The sequence below is a fragment of the Citrobacter sp. CK191 genome (assembly GCF_030333435.1).
In the GTDB taxonomy this organism is placed as follows: Bacteria; Pseudomonadota; Gammaproteobacteria; order Enterobacterales; family Enterobacteriaceae; genus Citrobacter_B; species Citrobacter_B koseri.
Map to the genome: position 1 here is coordinate 170,644 of NZ_JAOWFX010000030.1, position 21,665 is coordinate 192,308.

18 protein-coding genes, 1 tRNA gene and 1 pseudogene are annotated in these 21,665 nt (G+C 53.9%); 8 read left to right on the forward strand and 12 right to left on the reverse strand.

The window, feature by feature from the left end:
* Positions 1 to 206: 206 nt before the first annotated feature.
* Positions 207 to 1,586 (reverse strand): putrescine aminotransferase, encoded by a 1,380-nt coding sequence (ygjG, locus tag OGV82_RS10265; RefSeq protein ID WP_111925746.1) that lies wholly within the window; start codon positions 1,584 to 1,586, stop codon positions 207 to 209.
* Positions 1,587 to 2,017: 431 nt separating this feature from the next.
* On the opposite strand from ygjG, the gene OGV82_RS10270 reads away from it, so the two are divergent.
* Together OGV82_RS10270 and OGV82_RS10275 are read left to right on the forward strand one after the other, a co-directional pair.
* Entirely contained in the window at positions 2,018 to 3,538 is a 1,521-nt protein-coding gene (locus OGV82_RS10270) for a methyl-accepting chemotaxis protein (protein WP_047461107.1), read from the forward strand.
* Between the two features lie 327 nt (positions 3,539 to 3,865).
* Positions 3,866 to 5,431 carry a methyl-accepting chemotaxis protein gene (locus OGV82_RS10275; RefSeq protein WP_101744064.1) on the forward strand — a complete coding sequence of 522 codons (1,566 nt, stop codon included), beginning with the start codon at positions 3,866 to 3,868 and terminating at the stop codon, positions 5,429 to 5,431.
* On the opposite strand, the gene OGV82_RS10280 is transcribed toward OGV82_RS10275, so the two are convergent.
* Entirely contained in the window at positions 5,428 to 5,988 is a 561-nt protein-coding gene (locus tag OGV82_RS10280; RefSeq protein WP_047461113.1) for a PadR family transcriptional regulator, read from the reverse strand. The two genes, OGV82_RS10275 and OGV82_RS10280, sit on opposite strands and share 4 nt — an antisense overlap.
* A gap of 239 nt (positions 5,989 to 6,227) precedes the next feature.
* Between OGV82_RS10280 and OGV82_RS10285 the strand changes: the two genes are divergently transcribed.
* Positions 6,228 to 7,004: a siderophore-interacting protein gene (locus OGV82_RS10285; RefSeq protein WP_047463900.1), complete on the forward strand. Its 777-nt coding sequence runs from the start codon at positions 6,228 to 6,230 to the stop codon at positions 7,002 to 7,004.
* A gap of 59 nt (positions 7,005 to 7,063) precedes the next feature.
* Here the strand turns inward: OGV82_RS10285 and OGV82_RS10290 are convergent, their stop codons facing one another.
* Together OGV82_RS10290 and OGV82_RS10295 are read right to left on the reverse strand one after the other, a co-directional pair.
* Positions 7,064 to 8,722 carry a glycerone kinase gene (locus tag OGV82_RS10290; RefSeq protein ID WP_047461116.1) on the reverse strand — a complete coding sequence of 553 codons (1,659 nt, stop codon included), beginning with the start codon at positions 8,720 to 8,722 and terminating at the stop codon, positions 7,064 to 7,066.
* A 246-nt stretch (positions 8,723 to 8,968) separates the two neighbouring features.
* A complete protein-coding gene (locus OGV82_RS10295; protein WP_047461118.1) occupies positions 8,969 to 9,283 on the reverse strand; it encodes a hypothetical protein in 315 nt (104 codons plus the stop codon).
* A 33-nt stretch (positions 9,284 to 9,316) separates the two neighbouring features.
* Between OGV82_RS10295 and OGV82_RS10300 the strand changes: the two genes are divergently transcribed.
* Positions 9,317 to 10,414 (forward strand): glycerol dehydrogenase, encoded by a 1,098-nt coding sequence (locus OGV82_RS10300; protein ID WP_024130968.1) that lies wholly within the window; start codon positions 9,317 to 9,319, stop codon positions 10,412 to 10,414.
* A gap of 105 nt (positions 10,415 to 10,519) precedes the next feature.
* Positions 10,520 to 12,445: a dihydroxyacetone kinase operon transcriptional regulator DhaR gene (dhaR, locus tag OGV82_RS10305; RefSeq protein WP_047461122.1), complete on the forward strand. Its 1,926-nt coding sequence runs from the start codon at positions 10,520 to 10,522 to the stop codon at positions 12,443 to 12,445.
* A 54-nt stretch (positions 12,446 to 12,499) separates the two neighbouring features.
* Here the strand turns inward: dhaR and OGV82_RS10310 are convergent.
* Positions 12,500 to 12,598 (reverse strand): annotated as a pseudogene (locus tag OGV82_RS10310) (hypothetical protein); the annotation flags it as partial.
* 563 nt (positions 12,599 to 13,161) lie between these two features.
* On the opposite strand from OGV82_RS10310, the gene OGV82_RS10315 reads away from it, so the two are divergent.
* Positions 13,162 to 13,485, forward strand: coding sequence for a DUF1889 family protein (locus OGV82_RS10315; protein ID WP_012135206.1), 324 nt, complete (start codon positions 13,162 to 13,164; stop codon positions 13,483 to 13,485).
* A gap of 115 nt (positions 13,486 to 13,600) precedes the next feature.
* On the opposite strand, the gene OGV82_RS10320 is transcribed toward OGV82_RS10315, so the two are convergent.
* Positions 13,601 to 13,676 (reverse strand) — tRNA-Ile (locus tag OGV82_RS10320).
* 125 nt (positions 13,677 to 13,801) lie between these two features.
* Between OGV82_RS10320 and mug the strand changes: the two genes are divergently transcribed.
* Positions 13,802 to 14,308, forward strand: a complete 507-nt coding sequence (gene mug / locus OGV82_RS10325) for a G/U mismatch-specific DNA glycosylase (protein WP_047461125.1) — start codon at positions 13,802 to 13,804, stop codon at positions 14,306 to 14,308.
* Positions 14,309 to 14,359: 51 nt separating this feature from the next.
* On the opposite strand, the gene rpoD is transcribed toward mug, so the two are convergent.
* From rpoD to rpsU, 3 genes are all read right to left on the reverse strand, one after another.
* Entirely contained in the window at positions 14,360 to 16,234 is a 1,875-nt protein-coding gene (rpoD, locus tag OGV82_RS10330) for an RNA polymerase sigma factor RpoD (RefSeq protein WP_256372597.1), read from the reverse strand.
* A gap of 200 nt (positions 16,235 to 16,434) precedes the next feature.
* Positions 16,435 to 18,180: a DNA primase gene (gene dnaG, locus OGV82_RS10335; RefSeq protein ID WP_012135203.1), complete on the reverse strand. Its 1,746-nt coding sequence runs from the start codon at positions 18,178 to 18,180 to the stop codon at positions 16,435 to 16,437.
* 164 nt (positions 18,181 to 18,344) lie between these two features.
* Positions 18,345 to 18,560 (reverse strand): 30S ribosomal protein S21, encoded by a 216-nt coding sequence (gene rpsU / locus OGV82_RS10340; protein WP_001144069.1) that lies wholly within the window; start codon positions 18,558 to 18,560, stop codon positions 18,345 to 18,347.
* Positions 18,561 to 18,797: 237 nt separating this feature from the next.
* On the opposite strand from rpsU, the gene tsaD reads away from it, so the two are divergent.
* Positions 18,798 to 19,811 carry a tRNA (adenosine(37)-N6)-threonylcarbamoyltransferase complex transferase subunit TsaD gene (gene tsaD, locus OGV82_RS10345; protein ID WP_047461129.1) on the forward strand — a complete coding sequence of 338 codons (1,014 nt, stop codon included), beginning with the start codon at positions 18,798 to 18,800 and terminating at the stop codon, positions 19,809 to 19,811.
* A gap of 86 nt (positions 19,812 to 19,897) precedes the next feature.
* Here the strand turns inward: tsaD and ureG are convergent, their stop codons facing one another.
* From ureG to ureE, 3 genes are read right to left on the reverse strand one after another with little or no spacing between them, the layout of a single operon-like run.
* Positions 19,898 to 20,515 carry an urease accessory protein UreG gene (gene ureG / locus OGV82_RS10350; protein WP_012135199.1) on the reverse strand — a complete coding sequence of 206 codons (618 nt, stop codon included), beginning with the start codon at positions 20,513 to 20,515 and terminating at the stop codon, positions 19,898 to 19,900.
* Between the two features lie 9 nt (positions 20,516 to 20,524).
* Positions 20,525 to 21,199, reverse strand: coding sequence for an urease accessory protein UreF (locus OGV82_RS10355; protein ID WP_047461132.1), 675 nt, complete (start codon positions 21,197 to 21,199; stop codon positions 20,525 to 20,527).
* Entirely contained in the window at positions 21,199 to 21,657 is a 459-nt protein-coding gene (ureE, locus tag OGV82_RS10360) for an urease accessory protein UreE (protein WP_012135197.1), read from the reverse strand. The genes OGV82_RS10355 and ureE overlap by 1 nt, the downstream gene beginning before the upstream one ends.
* Between the last annotated feature and the right edge of the window lie 8 nt (positions 21,658 to 21,665).

Sequence of the window (21,665 nt, forward strand, 5' to 3'; positions counted from 1 at the left end):
AAAATTATTGTTATGTGGTCGGATGAGTTAATAATTTAGCCGTCGCGGCGTAAAAGGGAAAAGGGGAATGCGATGATTGTGATGGGATTCAAAAAAGGAGCGGGGCCAGAGAACGAATTTGCCGGATGGCGACGCTGGCGCGTCTTATCCGGCCTACGGATCGGATTCCTGTAGGCCGGATAAGCGTAGCGCCATCCGGCGGTGTGTTATGTTTCCTCAACGCTCACCCGTAACGCCGCCAGAGCCTTGCGGGTCGCTTTTAACACCTGTTCACACTGCTCAATTGTTAATGTCAGCGGTGGTTCGATGCGAATCGTTTTCGAGTTGTTGAGCGTCCCGGCAACCAGTACCCGCTGGCGGAACATCTCGCTGGCGAAGTTGTAGCCGATTTCGTTGTCAACAAACTCAATCGCCATCAACATCCCTTTTCCGCGAGCGTCCTGCACCAGGTCAGGGTATTCCCTGGCAAGCTGGAGGAAGCCGTCCAGCAACATATCGCCTTTCTGCTCCGCCTGTGCCGGTAGATTCTGCTCCAGCAACACGTTAATGGTCGCTAATGCTGCCGCACAGGCCAGCGGGTTGCCGCCAAAGGTTGTGGTGTGCAGGAACGGATTATCGAACAGAACGGAGAACACCTCTTCGGTGGCGATGGTTGCCCCAACCGGCATCACGCCGCCGCCTAACGCTTTTGCCAGACATAAAATGTCAGGCTGCACGTTTTCATGTTCACAGGCAAACATCTTACCGGTGCGCCCCATGCCGGTCTGGACTTCATCCAGAATCATCAGGGCGCCAAACTCGTCGCAGAGTTTACGCACGGCGGTCAGATAGCCCTGCGGCGGCAGGATCACGCCGCCCTCGCCCTGAATTGGTTCCAGAATGACGGCTGCCACATCGTCGCCGGTTTTTTTACACTCGCTAAGTGCAGTACGCATGGCCTCAATGTTGCCAAACGGTACATGGCGGAAGCCTGGCAGCAGCGGCATAAACGGCTTGCGGAACGTGGATTTCGCCGTGGCGGAAAGCGACCCCAGCGATTTACCGTGAAACGCGCCGCTGGTAGCGATAAAGGTAAACTTACCGCGCGGCGACTGATACGCCTTCGCCAGTTTCAGCGCCGCTTCCACCGATTCGGTGCCGCTGTTGCTGAAAAAACTGTACTTCAGTTTTCCAGGCGTGAGCGCTGCGAGCGTTTTAGCCAGCATGGCCCGGAGCGGGTCCAGTAACTCCTGGCTGTGCAGAGGTTGTTTTGCGAGTTGATTCTGTACGGCGGATACGACAACTGGATTACGGTGCCCCACGTTGAAAATGCCAAAACCACCCAGACAATCAATAAATTCCTGTCCCTGGGTGTCGACAAGCGTATTCAGACTTCCCGCTTGCCACTCTACGGCTCCGTAATCCCCGCCAGCGGTCACAGATTTTCGATACTCTAAAAACCCCGGATTAACATGCTCTTTGAAGTAATCAATCACCTCTCGGTTCAGTGCTTTCATTTCCTCATGATCAAGCGTTCGCTTTTCAATGAGATTCAGTGCGTGTGCGCTACAGGCCAGGGCCGATGCGCTGGAAGGTAACCTGTTCAAAATATGCTCCCGGAACTCGCGTATCACATGATACTGAGTTAAGTATTGCAGGGATTGCGCCATATCGGCGTGGATCATGAAAATCGGGATAAACACCAGGGAAAATATCAAGTGTGCAATATTTAATCTCATTCATTAACAATTGGTGATGTTTTGCGCAATGCGTGTGCGGGGGAAGCGGGGCTGACGAGCGGGCAGTCGCACCAGAACGGTGCGGGCGGTGTGCGTATATGGGGCGGAAGTTATAGCGGAACTGAATAGTTACTTAACGAAAGTATTTTAAATCAATGAATTAGAAAACATACAAATATTACGGTTTAAACGCAAATTGCGATCTAAATCAAATTTAACAACTAAAGATAAACCAATTATCGCCGAAATAACATCTGACAGAAAAGTTAACATTCAAGTAACCTGCACAGGACGCAACCATGTCTTCTCATCCCTACGTCAGCCAGCATAATTATCCGCTGGATGATGATACAACCCTGATGTCCACAACTGACCTGCAAAGCTATATCACCCATGCAAATGATACTTTCGTTCAGGTAAGCGGCTTTACGCTGAATGAACTGCTTACGCAACCGCATAATCTGGTACGCCACCCGGACATGCCGAAAGCCGCGTTTGCGGATATGTGGTACACCCTCAGGCAGGGTGAGCCGTGGAGCGGCATCGTGAAAAACCGACGGAAGAATGGCGATCACTACTGGGTGCGGGCGAATGCGGTGCCGATGGTGCGGGAAGGGCGCGTGACCGGCTATATGTCGATTCGTACCCGCGCGACAGATGAAGAGATTGCTGCCGTTGAGCCTTTGTATAAGGCGCTGAATGAAGGCCGCAGCAACAAACGTATCCACAAAGGACTGGTGGTGCGTAAAGGCTGGCTGGGGAAACTGCCGGCAATCCCCATTCGCTGGCGTGTACGCAGCGTTATGGCGCTAACGGGCGTGGTGCTGATGGCGGCGATGGCGCAAATGGGCGTTGCGTGGCCAGCGCTATTCGTGAACGCCCTGCTGATGCTGGCGGGAACGACGGTGTTTGAATGGCAGATTGTGCGTCCGATCGAAAATGTCGCCCGGCAGGCGTTGAAAGTCGCAACGGGCGAGCGTAACAGCGTATCGCATCTTAACCGTAGTGACGAACTGGGGCTGATGTTGCGCGCGGTAGGCCAGCTTGGGCTTATGTGCCGCTGGCTGATTAATGATGTCTCAAGCCAGGTTTCCAGCGTAAGAAACGGCAGCGAGACGTTAGCGAAAGGCAATGACGATCTGAACAAACATACCCGCCAGACGGTAGAGAATGTGCAGCAGACGGTGACGACCATGAACCAGATGGCGGAGTCCGTGAAGAAAAATTCCACCACCGCGTCCGCCGCCGATAAATTATCCAGCGCGGCCAGCAGTGCGGCGACGCAGGGCGGAGAGGCGATGGAAACCGTCATTAAAACGATGGATGACATCGCTGACAGCACGCAGCAGATTGGCACAATCACTACGCTGATTAACGATATTGCTTTCCAGACGAATATCCTGGCGCTGAACGCGGCGGTTGAAGCGGCGCGAGCGGGCGAGCAGGGTAAAGGATTTGCCGTTGTCGCCGGGGAGGTTCGCCATCTTGCCAGCCGAAGCGCCAGCGCGGCGAATGATATTCGTAAGCTCATTGACGCCAGCGCAAGCCGGGTACAGTCCGGCTCCGAACAGGTTCATGCGGCAGGACGCACGATGGATGATATTGTGGCTCAGGTGCAAAACGTCACTCAGCTTATTGCGCAAATCAGCCACTCGACGCTGGAACAGGCGGACGGACTCTCCAGCCTGACCCGCGCCGTGGATGAGTTAAACCATATCACGCAGAAAAATGCCGAGCTGGTGGAGGAGAGCGCTCAGGTTTCAGCGATGGTTAAACATCGCGCCAGCCGTCTGGAAGACGCGGTAACGGTTCTGCATTAAATCAAATTCCCTTTATTTCTGCCGACAAACGCTTATCGAAGCCGATAAGCGTTTTGTCATAATATTGGGCTAACAATGTTAAGCACATATTAAATATTTACCATTTCGAGCTATTTCCTTATTTAAACCCGCTGCGTTATTTTGTGTGATTCTTCATTTTCCCGAACCTGAAAAATGAATTGTATAACGATCGGTCTGCCGATATTCATCGTTGAAAACTATTTACTGTAATAACTTGAAATAAAAAACGATCAATATCATAAAGTTAGCGCAACCGTAACCGATAACGAACCCTGTATAGAGGAAAAACAATCTCCAGGGGGAAATATGCTTTTGCATAACATGAAGATCCGCTCGAAATTATTTATTGCGTTTGGTTTGTTTATTGTACTGATGATCGTGAGTTCTGGCCTTTCGTTGTTCAGCCTGAATCGAACGAATACCAGTATGCAGAACATCATTACTCACGATTATCCCACAACGGTGAAAGCCAACCTGCTGATCGATAATTTTCAGGATTTCGTTAGCACGCAGCAGCTGATGCTGCTGGATGAAGAAGGGCGCTGGAGCCAGGAGTCGCAAAAGCAGCTGGATGCGATTAGCCAGCGCATTACGGTATTGCTCGATGAGCTGTCCGCCAGCCGTCATGACGAGGCCTCAAAGGCCATTATCGCCGGAATTCGCGATGTGCGTCAGCAGTATCTGGCCTCCCGGTTCCGTATTTTGCAGGAAATTCAGAACCATAATCGTCCGGCGGCGATACAGGAGATGATGACGACCACCGTCAACATACAGCAGGCGTATAAAGCTAAAGTACAGGAGCTGATCGCTATTGAAGATACGCTGATGCGCAATGCGGGCGCGTCGGTTGACCAGGATTTTCGCACCAACCGGGCACAGCTGATTCTCCTGGCGCTCATCAGCATTGCCGCCGGAGTGATAATGGGATGGTACATCGTACGTTCCATTACCCGACCGCTTAATGACGCCGTGCAGTTTGCCGGGGCGATTGCGGAGGGGGATTTGACCCGCACGATTCATATCGCGCAAAAGGATGAAACCGGCGTGCTGTTACAGGCGCTGATGGAGATGAAAAACCGTCTGCTGGTGATCGTGCAGGAAGTTCAGAACGGCTCTGAAAATATCTCCAGCGCGGCGGCGCAAATTGTCGCGGGCAACCAGGATCTGGCGGCGCGTACTGAAGAACAGGCCAGTTCTGTTGAGCAAACGGCGGCCTCTATGGAGCAGATTACCGCCACTGTCAAAAATACGGCGGACCACACCAGCGAAGCGACCCATCTTTCTGCCGATGCGGCCAGCGTGGTGAAAAATAACGGTGAGATGATGCGTCAGGTCACGCAAAAAATGCGCGTGATAAATGAGACCTCTAACCGCATGTCCGACATTATCAACCTGATTGATTCTATTGCCTTCCAGACCAACATTCTGGCGCTTAACGCCGCCGTGGAAGCCGCTCGCGCCGGGGAACACGGGCGTGGCTTCGCGGTCGTGGCGGGGGAAGTTCGTCAACTGGCGCAAAAAAGCGCGTTGTCGGCCAGTGAGATCCGCCACCTGATCGAAGACTCTACCAGCCAGACGCAGGAGGGGATGCAACTGGTGGAAAAAGCCAGTGCGTTGATTAATGGTATGGTGGATAACGTTGAAGAGATGGATGTGATTCTGCGTGAAATCGGTCAGGCCAGTCGCGAACAAACCGATGGGATTTCGCAAATCAACAGCGCGATTGGGCTGATTGACGCCACCACGCAACAGAACTCGTGTCTGGTTGAGGAGTCCGTTGCGGCAGCGGCGTCGCTGAATGAGCAGGCCCGGCACTTAAAAGAGATCGTGAAAGTATTCCGCATCCGTGCGGAGGACGTACCGCCTGCTTAATCCAGTTGGCTGATTTCCAGCGCCGCGCGATCGATAACGCCGATTATCTGCTTAAGCTGCGCGTCGCTGATCCCGCCCTGATTCACCCGCAGATCCAACACGGCTTTGAAGTTGTCCAGCGCCCGTTTCATTTGCGGGTTCTTACGCAGTTCAAAGCCGACGCAGCGCGCTTTCACGCGTTCGTGGATGTGCTCCAGGTGTTCACGGTTCTCTTCCAGCCACCGTTGCCCCTGTTCTGTAATGGTGATCTGCTTACGCCCGCCGTCCTCTTCTTTGATAGTGATAAATTCCTGATCCTGAAGAAAATCCAGCGTTGGGTAAATCACGCCTGGGCTTGGGGTGTAGTTGCCCAGCGTCAGGTTCTCGATGGCTTTAATCAATTCGTAACCGTGGCTGGCCTCGCGGGTCAAAATTTCCAGAATCACCAGGCGTAGTTCGCCGTGGCCAAAAAAGCGCTGGCGACGTCCGCCGCCGCCGCCCCGGCCATGACGGTGCTCGCAGCCATGTTCATGGCCGTGGTGATGCTCTCTCTCGCAACCTTCATGATGATGTCGCATGATGTACTCCTGTTTTATTTAGATATATCTAATTTATATCTAAAACTTATGATCTTGCAAGTTGATCGATTTTTATTTTGTTTAATTTATTGATTTTAAAGTGATTAAAATTGTTTTATATCGTGAGATATATCGAAGGTTACTGTATCAAAAAAGTGCTTGCAATCTTCATAACTAACAATCATTATCATTTAAAATTTAATTTAGATATATCGTATTATCTGCATGAAGGCGAAAAAATGATAAATACATCCTCACGCTACCCACAGCGCGTTCGTAACGAACTGCGTTTTCGTGAACTTACCGTTCTGCGCGTCGAGCGTATTAGCGCCGGTTTTCAGCGCATTGTTCTTGGCGGTGAAGCGCTGGAAGGCTTTAGCTCGCGCGGCTTTGACGATCACACCAAAGTGTTTTTCCCTGAACCGGGCAGCCTGTTCGTTCCTCCGACGGTGACGGACGAAGGGATTGTCTGGGGAGAGGGCGTACGTCCTGCTTCCCGCGATTACACGCCCTTATATGATGAAGAGCGGCACGAGCTGGCGCTGGATTTCTTTATTCACGACGGCGGCGTGGCGAGCACATGGGCAGTAAACGCTCGCGAAGGCGACACGCTCACCATCGGTGGGCCGCGTGGATCGCTGGTGGTGCCGGAAGACTATGCATATCAGGTTTATGTCTGCGATGAGTCAGGGATGCCAGCGCTGCGCCGCCGCCTGGAAGCGCTCGATCGCTTGTCCGTTCGCCCGCATGTTACGGCGCTGGTCAGCGTACAGGATGCCGCGTATCAGGATTATCTGGCGCATCTTGATGGCTTTGCCATTGAATGGGTGGTCGGACACGATGAGCAGGCGATTGATGAGCGACTGGCGCAATTAACGGTGCCGGAAGCGGATTATTTCATCTGGATCACAGGCGAAGGGAAAGTGGTTAAGCATCTCAGCCGTCGCTTTGAAACGGAACAGTTTGATCCGCAACGGGTGCGCGCCGCAGCATACTGGCATCGTAAGCCGGCTTAATCATTCCTTACAGGTGGAAGTTTAACCGGGCCACTGCGGGCCCGGTTTTCTGCTGACTATCAGGCGTTGTGACTTTCCGCCAGCGCTTTAAACACCATTGCCACGGCGTGTGCGCCAGGGTCCATATTGCCAAGCAGGCTTTCGCTGCTGAGGTAGGATGCGCGTCCGGCGTTGGCTTTGCTGGACTGACAGGTACGTTCTGCGCCATTTTGCGCGGCGGAAAAGGCCGCGTGCAGATCCTGTGGCTGCGCAAGCAACGATGTCAGGGCCGGCTGTAAAGCATCGATCATGGTACGGTCGCCTTCATCCGCGCCACCGTAATACTTCATCTGCGCCAGACCGGTATTCAGCGCTTCCGCCACACTGGCGCCTTGTTCCAGTTTCTGCCCCGCGGCGGTAAAGAAAATGGACATCAGCACACCGCTGGAGCCGCCCATGACGACGGTCAGGCGTTCGCCAATGAGTGCGAACAGCGTGGCGAGATGGTCGAGCGGCAACTGCTGGCGGTGTAGCAGGCCCGCGATTTCACGCGCGCCTGCCGCAAAAGTTGAGCCGGTATCGCCGTCGCCGACTTTGGCATCCAGCGCGTTAAGATCCATTTCCAGATCGGACAGCGTGCGGGTGACTTGCTCAACAATCCCGGCAACTAACGCGTTCTCTGAAGGCTGAAACTCTACCCGCGCGCTTTGCAGTGAGGATGGCATAATGGTTATCTCACGCGGCGGCACCGGCGTTTGCCAACTGCTGGTTTCCACCCCGGAGAGCAACGCTTTTTCGATACTTTCTTCCAGCACCATTGCCGTCAGTGAAAAACCTTTCATATCCAGCGCAGTCACCAGCGAAGCCGGGCCGATAAGCCAGTCGATGCGTTTATGCAGCGGGCTGCGCGCCAGTTCACGCGTGATGATGGCCATTTCCGCGACGGAGACGCCGCCAAGGTTATTGACCATCACCGCCAGACGACCGGTCTCAGGCAGAGCGGAGAGGAGTTTGTCGGCCATCAGGCGCACAATCTGCGCGCTGTTTTGGGTATCAATGACTGATGCGCCGGGTTCGCCGTGGATCCCCATGCCCAGCTCAGACTGATTAGGATGATGGCGTGGCGCGTTCTCCGTCTCCTGCGGCAGATGGCAACTGGAAATCGCAACGCCAAGACTCACGGTATTGTTGGCGGCGTACTGCGCTTCACGCAAGACGGTCGCCAGGTTGTAGCCGCGTTCGGCAAAATAGCCGGCGACTTTATGAACCAGAATGGTGCCCGCGATACCGCGCGGGTGCTTATTGTCTGGCAGCGAAATGTCATCCCCGACAATCAGCATTTCAACGTTGTAGCCCAGACGGCGCGCTTTCTCTGCCGCAAGGCCGAAGTTCAGACGATCGCCGGTATAGTTTTTTACGATTAACAGGCAGCCGGCGTCGCCAGTGACCGCCTGGATAGCGGTCAGCACTGCATCGACGCTGGGGGAGGCAAACAGATCGCCGCAGACGGCAGCGGTTAACATGCCTTTCCCGATGAAGCCAACGTGGGCAGGTTCGTGCCCGGAGCCGCCGCCGGAAATCACCGCGACGTTGCTACGGTTCAGATCGCGGCGAACCACGACACGAATCGCCGGATCGCTCTCCAGGCGCACCAGATTGTTCCACGGGCTGGAGATAATCGTTCCTTCAATGACGTCGTTGACGAGATGGGGTCGCTGGTTAAAAAAGAATTGAGTCATAACGGTTCCTGGAGAGTGGGAAAAACACACCCCCGGCTGCACATTATGGTTGCGGAGGCGCTCATCATCGGGACGCTGCGGGGCAGGTCGGCGATGAGGAGATTCTGGCTGAGTTCATGAAGAAAAAAATTTGAAGAAAAGGAGTTTCATTACGAAACGAAATTATTCTTTTACGTTCCGTAATGAAACGTTTTCTGATGAAAAAAAGCCAAAATGCGAGCCGGAGCGCGCCTTTTTCCCGCTCATTCACGCAGAAAAGTTGGCCGGACAGAAAAATATTTTCCTGTCTTGTCGGCAGTCGGCGGCGAAAACCACGCATGATTCCCCTTTTTTCAGACGCATTATGAGAAGGCTGAACGGATCGGGATCGCAATCCTGCCGTTTTTTAGGGTTTATTGTTCCACTATGAAACGTGATGAATTTTTCTGTGTTCCATTTCAGAACAAAAAGAGGAAAGATTTTTTTGGCGATGCCTCGTCCTACAGTGATTGCATCGCTCCGGTATCGCTCCGTTTTCGCCATTAACACAGGGCCAAACAGGATAACGCCAGGGCTCACCATGTAAATACATGCACTTATTTGAGGATGACAGGAATGCTAAAAGTTATTCAATCTCCAGCCAAATATCTCCAGGGACCTGATGCTTCTGTCTTATTCGGTCAATATGCCAAAGACCTGGCGGACAGCTTTTTCGTGATTGCAGATGACTTCGTCATGAAGCTGGCGGGAGAGAAGGTGCTGAATGGCCTGAATAGCCACGAAATCCGTTGCCACGCAGAACGTTTCAATGGCGAATGCAGCCATGTTGAAATCAACCGTCTGATGGCCATTTTGAAACAAAAAGGCTGCCGTGGCGTGGTGGGGATCGGCGGCGGGAAAACGCTTGATACGGCAAAAGCCATTGGTTACTACCAGAAACTGCCGGTCGTTATTATTCCGACTATTGCGTCCACCGATGCCCCGACCAGCGCATTGTCGGTTATCTATACCGAAGCGGGCGAGTTTGAAGAGTATCTGATCTACCCGAAAAACCCGGATATGGTGGTGATGGACACGGCAATCATCGCCAAAGCGCCGGTGCGTTTACTGGTGTCCGGGATGGGGGATGCGCTTTCCACCTGGTTTGAAGCGAAAGCCTGCTATGACGCCAGAGCAACGAGCATGGCGGGCGGACAGTCTACGGCGGCGGCCTTGAGCCTGGCGCGCCTGTGTTATGATACATTGCTCGCAGAAGGTGAAAAAGCGCGTCTGGCGGCTCAGGCTGGCGTTGTGACCGATGCGCTGGAACGTATCGTTGAAGCCAACACCTATCTCAGCGGCATTGGCTTTGAGAGCAGCGGTCTGGCCGGGGCGCATGCGATTCACAACGGTTTCACTATTCTGGAAGAGTGCCACCATTTGTATCACGGCGAAAAGGTCGCGTTTGGCACGCTGGCGCAACTGGTATTACAGAACAGCCCGATGGAAGAGATCGAAACCGTTCTGGGGTTCTGCGAGAAAGTGGGGCTGCCGATTACCCTCGCGCAGATGGGCGTGAAAGACGGCATTGAAGGGAAAATTCAGGCGGTGGCGAAAGCGACCTGCGCGGAAGGCGAAACCATCCACAATATGCCGTTTGAGGTGACGCCGGACAGCGTTTATGCCGCGATTCTGACGGCGGATCTGTTAGGCCAGCAGTGGCTGGCGCGTTAATCCGCCTTTAGTTACGTTCCCTTCCCGAGATAAACAGGCAGTTTCTCCTCCCCTCTGACCGTTCCGGCCGGAGGGGTTGTCTATGGTAAAACAGCGGAAAAGGATATGACGGCTCAGACGCAGGACATCGGGAAGGAAGTATCTTCCGTCATCGCTCAGTCATGGCATCGTTGCAGCAAGTTTATGCAGCGAGAAACCTGGCAGACGCCGCACCAGGCGCAAGGGCTGACCTTTGAATCGATTTGCCGACGCAAAACGGCGTTGCTGACGATAGGCCAGGCTGCGCTGGAAGATGCCTGGGAGTTCATGGATGGACGACCTTGCGCGCTGTTTATCCTGGATGAATCCGCCTGTATCTTAAACCGCTGCGGCGATCCCGGGACGCTGGAGAAACTGGCGGAACTGGGCTTTCTCGACGGCAGCTACTGTGCGGAAAGCATCATCGGCAGCTGTGCGCTGTCGCTGGCAACCATGCCGGGGCAGCCAACCAAAACGGCCGGAGAGCAGCATTTTAAACAGGCGCTGCACCCGTGGTCATTCTGCTCAACCCCGGTATTTGATAATCACGGCCGCCTGTTTGGCTCCATTTCGCTCTGCTGTCTGGTGGAGCACCAGTCAGTCTCTGATTTATCGCTGACGCTGGCGATCGCCCGTGAAGTGGGAAATTCACTGTTAACTGATAGCCTGTTGGCCGAGTCTAATCGTCATCTGAATCAGATGTACGGGCTGCTGGAAAGCATGGACGATGGCGTTATGGCGTGGAACGAGCAGGGCGTGTTGCAGTTTCTCAACGCGCGGGCGGCCACGATGCTGCATCTGGATACGCAGGCCAGCCAGGGGAAAAACATCCATGATCTGGTCAATTTGCCTGCCTTGCTGCGTCGCGCCATTAAACACGCCCGCGGGTTGAGCCATGTCGAAGTGACTTTTGAAAGTCAGCATCAGTTTGTTGATGCCGTCATTACCCTGAAACCGATAGTTGAGGAGCAGGGCAACAGCTTTATTCTGCTGCTGCACCCGGTGGAGCAAATGCGCCAGTTGATGACCAGTCAACTGGGGAAAGTGAGCCATACCTTTGAACAGATGTCGACGGACGATCCAGAAACGCGTCGGTTGATCCACTTTGGCCGCCAGGCTGCGAGGGGGAGCTTCCCGGTTCTGCTGTGTGGTGAAGAAGGAGTGGGCAAAGAGCTTCTCAGCCAGGCTATCCACAACGAAAGCGAGCGCGCGAGCGGGCCTTATATCGCCGTAAACTGCCAGCTCTATGCCAATAGCGTACTGGGGCAGGATTTTATGGGCAGTGCGCCAACCGATGATGAAAATGGTCGTCTGAGCCGCCTTGAACTGGCGAGCGGTGGCACGCTGTTTCTGGAAAAAATTGAATATCTGGCGCCGGAGTTACAGTCTGCGCTGCTGCAAGTGATCAAGCAGGGCGTGTTAACCCGCCTTGACGCGCGACGTCTGATCCCGGTGGATGTGAAAGTGATCGCGACGACCACGGTTGATCTGGCGAATCTGGTCGAGCAGAACCGCTTTAGCCGTCAGCTTTACTATGCCCTGCATTCGTTTGAAATTATTATTCCTCCGCTGCGCGCGCGGCGTAACAGCATCCCTTCGCTGGTCTATAACCGGCTGAACGGCCTGAAAAAACGCTTTTCAACCAGCCTGAAGGTGGATGATGATGCGCTGGCGCAACTGGTGGCCTATTCCTGGCCGGGCAATGACTTCGAGCTGAACAGCGTCATCGAAAACATCGCTATCAGCAGCGATAACGGCCACATCCGCCTGAGTAATCTGCCGGAATATCTGTTTTCTGAACGCCCCGGCATGGATACGACATCATCGCTGTTACCCGCCAGCCTGACGTTTACGGCTATCGAGAAAGAGGCGATTATCCATGCCGCCCGCGTCACCAGCGGACGGGTGCAGGAAATGTCTCATTTGCTGAACATTGGCCGCACTACGCTGTGGCGTAAGATGAAGCAGTACGACATCGACGCCAGCCAGTTCAAGCGCAAGCATCACGACTAGACCGGCTTTCGCCGGGGGCTCCCGGCGATATCCGCAAATTTTTCCGGGTTACAGCCCGCCCAACAGTTTGCAGCGTTCGCCCACAACCGAAATGGCATTGGGGCCGAAAAAGTTCACATTTGGCACCAGATAATCAAACATACGATAGCTCATAATAAGACCTTCCAGGGTTCGGATGAGCATTCAGAGAAACAGCGCAACGCAGTTTCTGCCAATAACATATCCTGCTACGACGTACAGGGCTGAGGCCGCGATGAATTATCGCGCGGCGGTAAATGTTTTATTTCGTGTTCTTTATTTTGTCGCTCTCAGGTATTAAGTCAACAGGATAAAAATTGCTCAATTGATAACGCAATTATCTTCCGAACGTATTTTTTGATTAATGTCATTCGACATGATCACACTTTTCTCTACAGACCATTATTTGTGTTTCATACTGAAACTCATATTTTTAGAGGCGTATCAAACTGGAGCGTAATTAATTTTGTTTTTTCTCTCGGTGAACCCGGCACTGACCGCCCCTCACCAGGCGTCTAATCCCCCACACTTGCTGCGCTTGTTGTCTCCTGCCTTGCGGGCTATCTGGTTGATCTGTGGAGCGGAAGACGGATGGTGTTGTGACTCACCTCGAAACCTGGTTGAAAGAAAAGGATAAATTTAATGATTTCTTTGATATTAAGTTCAATCCAGGGGCATATTAGAGAGGTGTTTTTCAGATGGTTAATTTTAAGGATAAAAGTATGCCAGCAGTCATTGATAAAGCCTTAGATTTCATTAACGGTATGAATACATCCGCTTCAGTCCCACACCCAATGGATGAAAGTACAGCCAAGGGGATTTTTAAATATTTGAACGAGTTGGGGGTTCCGGCGAGAGCAGAAGATGTGGCAGCCCGAGGCGATCGGGAAGGGTGGAATGCCGGGTTTACGGAAAAATTGGTCGGGTGGGCTGAAAAAATTGCGTCAGGAGAGCGGGTGCTTATTAAAAACCCTGAATATTTTTCTTTATATATGCGTGAGCAGCTTCGGGCACTGGTATAAGCTGAGCGCGCGCAAAAAGATCTATCTGCCCCGATGCTCTCGCCTTCAATTCGGGAGCATCTATTCCGGCCACCCAGAAAAAAGGACCTGCGATTTCTCGCAAGTCCTTGATATTTGGTGGCCCCTGCTGGACTTGAACCAGCGACCAAGCGATTATGAGTCGCCTGCTCTAACCACTGAGCTAAGGGGCCGTGGCGGTGGATTATAAAGTAACTCCGTGTTGCAATCCAGCCATAACCGTACGGATGCTGTTTTTATAAACAACGTATTTTCAATCCGTTATACTTTCAGCCTGATGTATCGTTCAGGAGTTAACATGGTTAAGGACATACTGGCGCGGGAGCTGAGAGTGGTATTTTGCGGCATCAATCCCGGCCTCTCTTCTGCGGGGACAGGGTTCCCGTTCGCGCATCCTGCCAACCGTTTCTGGAAGGTAATCCACCTTGCCGGATTTACCGGGCGTCAACTGAAACCGGAAGAGGCGCAGCATCTGCTGGATTTCCGCTGTGGCGTTACCAAATTTGTCGACAGGCCTACCGTGCAGGCGAACGAAGTTAAGCTTCAGGAGATGCGTAGCGGCGGTCATAAGCTCATTGAGAAGATTGAGCACTATCAACCTGCGGCGTTGGCGATTCTGGGTAAGCAGGCGTTTGAGCAGGGATTTAGCCAGCGCGGCGCGCAGTGGGGAAAACAGACGATGACCATTGGCGATACGCAGATCTGGGTGTTGCCGAATCCCAGCGGCTTAAATCGCATCAGGACGGAAAAGCTGGTGGAGGCGTATCGGGAACTTGATGAATCGCTGGTGGTTCACGGGCTGTAAGCGGTAAAAAAAACGCCACCTTGCGGTGGCGTTGATGCTTATGCGGCGAGATTAATCGTCCAGGAAGCTACGCAGCACTTCAGAACGGCTCGGGTGACGCAATTTACGCAACGCCTTCGCTTCGATCTGACGGATACGTTCGCGGGTAACGTCAAACTGTTTACCCACTTCTTCCAGCGTATGGTCGGTGTTCATATCGATACCGAAACGCATCCGCAGCACTTTTGCTTCACGCGCCGTCAGGCCAGCCAGCACGTCATGCGTTGCGGCACGCAGGCTCTCGGTGGTGGCAGAGTCCAGCGGCAGCTCGAGGGTGGTATCCTCGATGAAATCTCCCAGATGCGAATCTTCATCGTCGCCGATCGGCGTTTCCATGGAGATAGGCTCTTTGGCGATCTTCAGCACTTTACGGATCTTGTCTTCCGGCATCAGCATGCGCTCGGCCAGCTCTTCTGGCGTCGGCTCGCGACCCATTTCTTGCAGCATCTGGCGGGAGATACGGTTGAGTTTGTTGATGGTCTCAATCATATGCACCGGAATACGGATGGTGCGCGCCTGATCCGCGATAGAGCGGGTGATCGCCTGACGAATCCACCAGGTGGCATAGGTGGAGAATTTGTAACCACGACGGTATTCGAACTTGTCTACCGCTTTCATCAGACCAATGTTGCCTTCCTGAATCAGATCCAGGAATTGCAGACCACGGTTGGTGTATTTTTTGGCGATAGAGATAACCAGACGCAAGTTCGCTTCAACCATCTCTTTCTTCGCACGGCGGGCTTTCGCTTCGCCGATGGACATGCGACGGTTGATGTCTTTTACCTGCTCGATGGTCAGGCCGGTTTCTTCTTCAATCTGTTGCAGTTTTTGCAGGCTGCGCTGAACGTCTTCAGTGACATCGTGCAGCTTTTCGGACCACGGCTTGTTCATCGCAATGGCGGCATTGAACCAGGTTTCGCTGGTTTCGTTGCCGGTGAACAGGGTGATGAAGTTTTTCTTCGGCATTTTGCACTGCTCAACGCAGAGCTTCATGATCAGGCGTTCTTGCGTGCGAACGCGATCCATCATGACGCGCATGCTGTTCACCAGGTAGTCGAACTGCTTCGGCACCAGGCGGAACTGCTTAAACACTTCAGACAGCTTCAGAATTTCGGTCTGCGCATCGGCGTGGCTGCGACCTTTCGCTTTGATGGTGTCACGGGTGACTTCGTACTGCGTACGCAGCTCTGCGAATTTTTCGCGCGCCAGTTCCGGGTCGATGCTGTTGTCGTCATCGCTGCTGTCGTCGTCTTCTTCTTCGTCTTCATCATCGTCGTCGTCCATCTCTTCCTGAGAGAGTTCAGAACCGACGTGCGTGGCGGTAGGCGCCATATCTTCTTCAGCGTTCGGGTCAACAAAGCCGGTGATCAGATCTGACAGGCGAGCTTCTTCGGCTTCAACGCGATCGTACTGTTCAAGCAGATAAGTAATCGCTTCCGGGTATTCGGCAACGGAGCATTGAACCTGGTTGATCCCGTCTTCGATACGTTTAGCGATGTCGATTTCGCCTTCACGGGTTAACAGTTCAACCGTACCCATCTCACGCATGTACATGCGTACCGGGTCAGTGGTACGACCGATTTCAGATTCAACACTGGATAAAACTTGAGCAGCAGCTTCTTCCGCGTCTTCGTCGGTGTTGTTGGTGTTTTCAGCAAGCAGCAGATCATCGGCATCCGGTGCTTCTTCCATCACCTGAATACCCATGTCGTTGATCATTTGGATGATGTCTTCGATTTGATCTGAATCGACGATATCTTCCGGCAGATGGTCATTGACCTCGGCATAGGTCAGATAGCCTTGCTCCTTACCACGGGTGACAAGAAGCTTCAGCTGTGACTGCGGGTTTTGCTCCATAAGACGGTATCCACACTTATTTCGTTTGATTGGTGTCGGCGGTGTATCTGCCAACCTTTAAAGCGAGGGCGTACTTATATTTTTGCCGCTGCCTCTCAGTGCGGCTGTCGGGGGCTTCCCGATCGCTATTCGGCACTTAAGCCGTTAAATACGTCATCCTTCAAGTTGTCTCTGCGTTAGCTGCGTTCTCTTGCTGCCTTAATACAACTTGAACGATTTTGTCTATCAATTCATTTTTTGGCCAGTTCCTGGTTCAGCGTCCAGAGTTCCCGGCGTTCTTCGTTGCTTAAACCGTGTGTGCGATCGCGAGCAATCAACTCTTCCTGGCGCAGCTTAAGCATCGAATCAAACATATGGTTGAGTGAGTCGGTGAAGGTTTTTTCAGCAATGTCCTTATCAGCTATATCGTCCCACATCGACAATTTTTCAAGGGTCGCAGCACTATTTGTGCCGCGATAATGTTCTAAAAGTTGGCCGGTGGTCAGACCTGGTTGAGACAAACAAGTGTTGACCAGTTCTTCAAATAAGCCAAGCCCGGGCAGCTTTTTTTGATCCAGACCGCCTAGCGGTGGTACTAACGGCGCCAAATCCGGGTTTTGTACCAGTAACCCTATAAGTATACGCATGGTCGTGCGTTTTAGCTGCGGAGCTGGGCGTACCGTGCCACTTTCTGCCTGTTTTGGCATTAAGCGGTCAAGCTGGCTATCGTCAAAGATGCCTAATTTCAGCCCCAGCATCTGTCGTAGCTGGATCCTGTGCGTATCTCCGGGAACCTGGTTAATCAGCGGCAGCGCCAGCGCGGCAAGCTGCGTACTTCCATCCGGCGTACTCAAATCAACCTGCGGCAAGAGGCTATTGAAGAGAAACAGAGAGAGCGGCAGAGCCTGCTCCATCCGTGCTTCGAATGCTTCTTTGCCCTCTTTACGCACCAGCGTATCCGGGTCTTCGCCATCAGGCAGGAACATAAAGCGCAACTGCCGTCCGTCGGTGATATAGGGCATTGCCGTTTCAAGCGCTCGCCATGCCGCATCGCGTCCGGCCCGATCGCCGTCATAACAGCAAATCACATTGTTAGTCGCCCGGAATAACATGTGGATATGGTCGGCTGTTGTCGATGTCCCCAACGATGCCACGGCGTAGTTAATGTCGTACTGCGCCAGCGCGACAACGTCCATATAGCCTTCAACAACAAGCAGTCGCTGTGGTTCAGCATTATGTTGCTGAGCTTCATAAAGGCCATACAGCTGTCGACCTTTATGGAAAATATCGGTTTCCGGGGAGTTCAGGTATTTCGGTGTATCGTTACCGAGTACGCGGCCACCAAAACCAATCACCCGTCCTCGTTTATCGCGAATCGGGAACATCACCCGATTACGGAAACGATCGTAGGTTCTGCCCTGGTCATTGTTGACCAGCATTCCGGCATCCAGTAACAGCGCTCTGTTGTCGCTATTATTACCGAAACGTTTTAATGCGTTATCCCAGCCTGGCGGAGCGAAACCAATCGCGAAGCGTTGAACGATTTCAGCGCTAAGGCCGCGTTTTTGCAAATATTGGCGCGCAGGCTCTGCTGTGGGGTGGGCGAGCGACTGTTGATAAAACGCATTCAGCCCGTCCATTAACTGATAGAGGTTTTGCCGTTGATGGCGCTCTATCTGGCTAAGACCTGTCCCTGCTTCGTAGGGAATTTCCAGGTTGTGCATTGCAGCCAGTTCTTCGACGGTTTCCACGAAATCGAGCTTGTCGTAGTTCATGAGGAAATCGATCGCGTTGCCGTGTGCGCCGCAGCCAAAGCAGTGGTAAAACTGTTTTTCACCGTTCACGGTGAAAGAGGGGGTTTTTTCGTTATGGAACGGACAGCACGCGTGAAAATTCTTGCCCTGCTTTTTCAGCTTCACCCGCGCATCGATCAGATCGATGATGTCGGTGCGTGCCAGCAGGTCATTGATAAATACGCGTGGGATTCGTCCAGCCATATGCCCCTTTTATACACTTCATCTTTCAGGCGCCGCTTTGCCGCATCCTGAATGATTTTGTATATATGCCAATGCATAAACGAAAATAAGCCGCGCATTCCTTTCGGAAGCACGGCCTTACAACTACAACTCGGTCTGAATCGAGAGCTTACGCCCTCAACGCATTAGTACAGACGAGTGCGGCGTGCGTTTTCGCGAGCCAGTTTCTTCGCGTGACGTTTCACTGCTGAAGCTTTAGCGCGCTTACGTTCGGTAGTCGGTTTTTCATAGAACTCACGACGACGAACTTCCGCCAGAACACCTGCTTTCTCACAGGAACGCTTGAAGCGACGCAGAGCTACGTCGAACGGCTCGTTTTCACGTACTTTAATTACCGGCATGTGCCTCTCACCTTTGATTAAATCGGTTTGCCGCTGGCATCAGCGCCAGCTTATTTCAAAATGGTGCGGAATTTTACTGCAATTGCTGCTGCTTTGTAAAGCACCGACGCCTTTTTTGAAAGGGACTTTTATAAGGGTGAGGAGTATACACGAGGCTGTCGCCAGGGGCGAACAAAGTTTTACATCAACCCGCATTGGCCCTACACTGCGCGGTATCAGAGTGAGGTAAAACAAGTCATGCGTGTACTGGGTATTGAGACATCCTGCGATGAAACCGGCATCGCTATTTACGACGACGAAAAAGGTCTGTTAGCCAACCAATTGTATAGTCAGGTGAAATTGCACGCTGACTACGGCGGCGTAGTGCCTGAACTGGCCTCGCGCGACCACGTACGCAAGACCGTGCCGCTGATCCAGGCGGCGTTGAAAGAGTCGGGTCTGACGGCGAAAGAGATTGATGCCGTGGCCTATACCGCAGGGCCGGGTCTGGTGGGGGCGCTGCTGGTCGGCGCGACCGTTGGCCGTTCGCTGGCGTTTGCCTGGAATGTTCCGGCGATTCCGGTACACCATATGGAAGGGCACCTGCTGGCGCCGATGCTGGAAGACAATCCGCCGGAATTTCCGTTCGTGGCGCTGCTGGTCTCCGGCGGTCATACCCAACTTATCAGCGTGACCGGGATTGGTCAGTATGCGCTGTTAGGCGAATCCATTGACGATGCGGCCGGTGAAGCGTTTGATAAAACCGCCAAACTGCTGGGACTGGATTACCCTGGCGGCCCGATGCTGTCGAAAATGGCGGCGCAGGGCACCGCAGGGCGTTTTGTCTTTCCGCGTCCGATGACCGACCGTCCTGGGCTGGATTTCAGCTTCTCCGGGCTGAAAACGTTCGCCGCAAACACTATCCGCAGCAACGGTGATGATGAACAGACCCGCGCCGATATTGCCCGTGCGTTTGAAGATGCGGTGGTGGATACGCTGATGATCAAGTGTAAGCGAGCGCTGGATCAGACCGGCTTTAAGCGTCTGGTGATGGCGGGCGGGGTGAGCGCCAACCGCACGCTGCGTGCGAAGCTGGCGGAAATGATGCAAAAACGGCGTGGCGAAGTGTTCTACGCGCGGCCAGAGTTTTGCACCGATAACGGCGCGATGATCGCCTACGCCGGTATGGTGCGCTTCAAAGCCGGCGCAACGGCGGATTTAGGCGTGAGCGTGCGTCCTCGCTGGCCGCTGGCGGAGTTGCCTGCGGCGTGATTTTTTGCCCGGTGGCGGCTTCGCTTACCGGGCTTACAATACCGTAGGCCGGGTCAGGCGAAGCCGCCTCCCGGCGATAAAAAACGCTATACCCGCAACATCCCTTTATCTTCCAGAAACGCAATAATCGTCGCCAGGCCGTCACCGGTTTTCAGGTTGGTAAACGCCCACGGCCGATCCCCGCGCATGCGCATTGTATCGCGCGCCATTACCTCCAGCGACGCGCCCACATACGGCGCCAGATCCGTTTTGTTGATCACCAGAAAATCGGATTTGGTAATCCCCGGCCCGCCTTTACGCGGGATCTTCTCGCCTTCGGCCACGTCGATCACATAGATCGTCAGATCGGCCAGCTCCGGGCTGAAGGTGGCGCTCAGGTTATCGCCGCCGCTCTCGACAAAGATCAGATCCAGGTTGCCGAATGTCTCGCTTAATGCTTCCACCGCCGCCAGGTTCATTGAGGCGTCTTCGCGAATGGCGGTATGCGGACAACCGCCGGTTTCCACGCCGACAATCCTTTCCGGCGCCAGCGCGCCCGCTTCGGTAAGAATGCGCTGATCCTCTTTGGTATAAATATCGTTAGTCACCACCGCCAGTTGATACGTATCGCGCATCGCTTTGCATAACGCTTCCAGCAGGGCGGTTTTACCGGAACCCACCGGACCGCCCACGCCGACGCGCAGGGGATGTTTATAGTCGTTCATCGTGTCTCCTCAGGAGCGAAATAATCGGCAATATTGTGTTTCGTGACGGGCAGAAGCGATGGCGGCCAGCGGCGTGGATGAGCCCAGATCCGCATCCGGGCGAGCCAGCGCCTGCGCCATACCCTGCGCGTAATGGTCGCAAAGCGAAAGAATGAGCTGCTGCGCCGCCTGTTGTCCGAAGGGCACCAGCTTCACCCCCGCCATCACCGCGCTTTCTAACCAGCTGTAGCCGAGGCTTAACGCCAGATCCGTCAGCGGGATGCGCCAGCGCACGCCCAGCCACGCCATACCGCAGAGCTGGCTGTCGGCAAAAAGCGGACGCCACGTCTGCGGGCAGTCCGGCACCCAGTCCACCACCAGGCGTGTAAACGCCGCCCCCCGGCTGCGCTCTTCTTCGCGCAGTTCCCGGGTTTCCCGACAGGCCAGCAGATATGCGCTCCAGCGGCGAGCGGCGGTAACGTCATTCCGTTCACAGGCGTGGTATAACCGGGCGAAAATCGGCAGGTCGACGGTAAAAAAGTTCTGCTCCAGCTGTTGCGTTTGCCAGTGCGCAAAGTCTTCCGCGTTTTTCACCCAGCCGATCTCCACCGCCCACTCCAGCCCCTGAGACCAGGTAAACGATCCCACCGGTAAACTGCTGCTGGCGAGCTGCATCAGGCGTAGCCGTTGTCTGGCGTCAGTCATCAGTGGGCGTGGCCGTGGTGATGGCCGTGAGATTCGCTGGCATATGCCCCCGCCTCCGGTTCAAAGGGCAGATGCGCGAAAGTCACCTCTAAGCTGAACTGGCGCAGCATGTCGTCGAGTACGTGATCGTGGTGATAGCGCAGCTCGTCAGGCAGAATTTGCAGCGGAACGTGGCGGTTGCCCAGGTGGTAGCAGGCTTTGGCGAGCAGGAACGGATCGGCGCAGCGCACGACCGAAACGGCTTCGTTTGCGGCGATGATCTCCACTACCTCTGCGCCATCTTCCGTGCTCAGGCGATCGCCGCCGCGTAACAGCAAACCGCGCGGCAGCAGTAAACCGGCTTCGCGTCCGTCGCCCAGCACTACCTTCGCCCGGCTTTTGACGCGGACATCAATAGGGAGCGTCAGCGTTGCCGTGACGGCGGCGGGCGTTTCAATACGTTGCGTCAGATACAGCATGTCGTCTC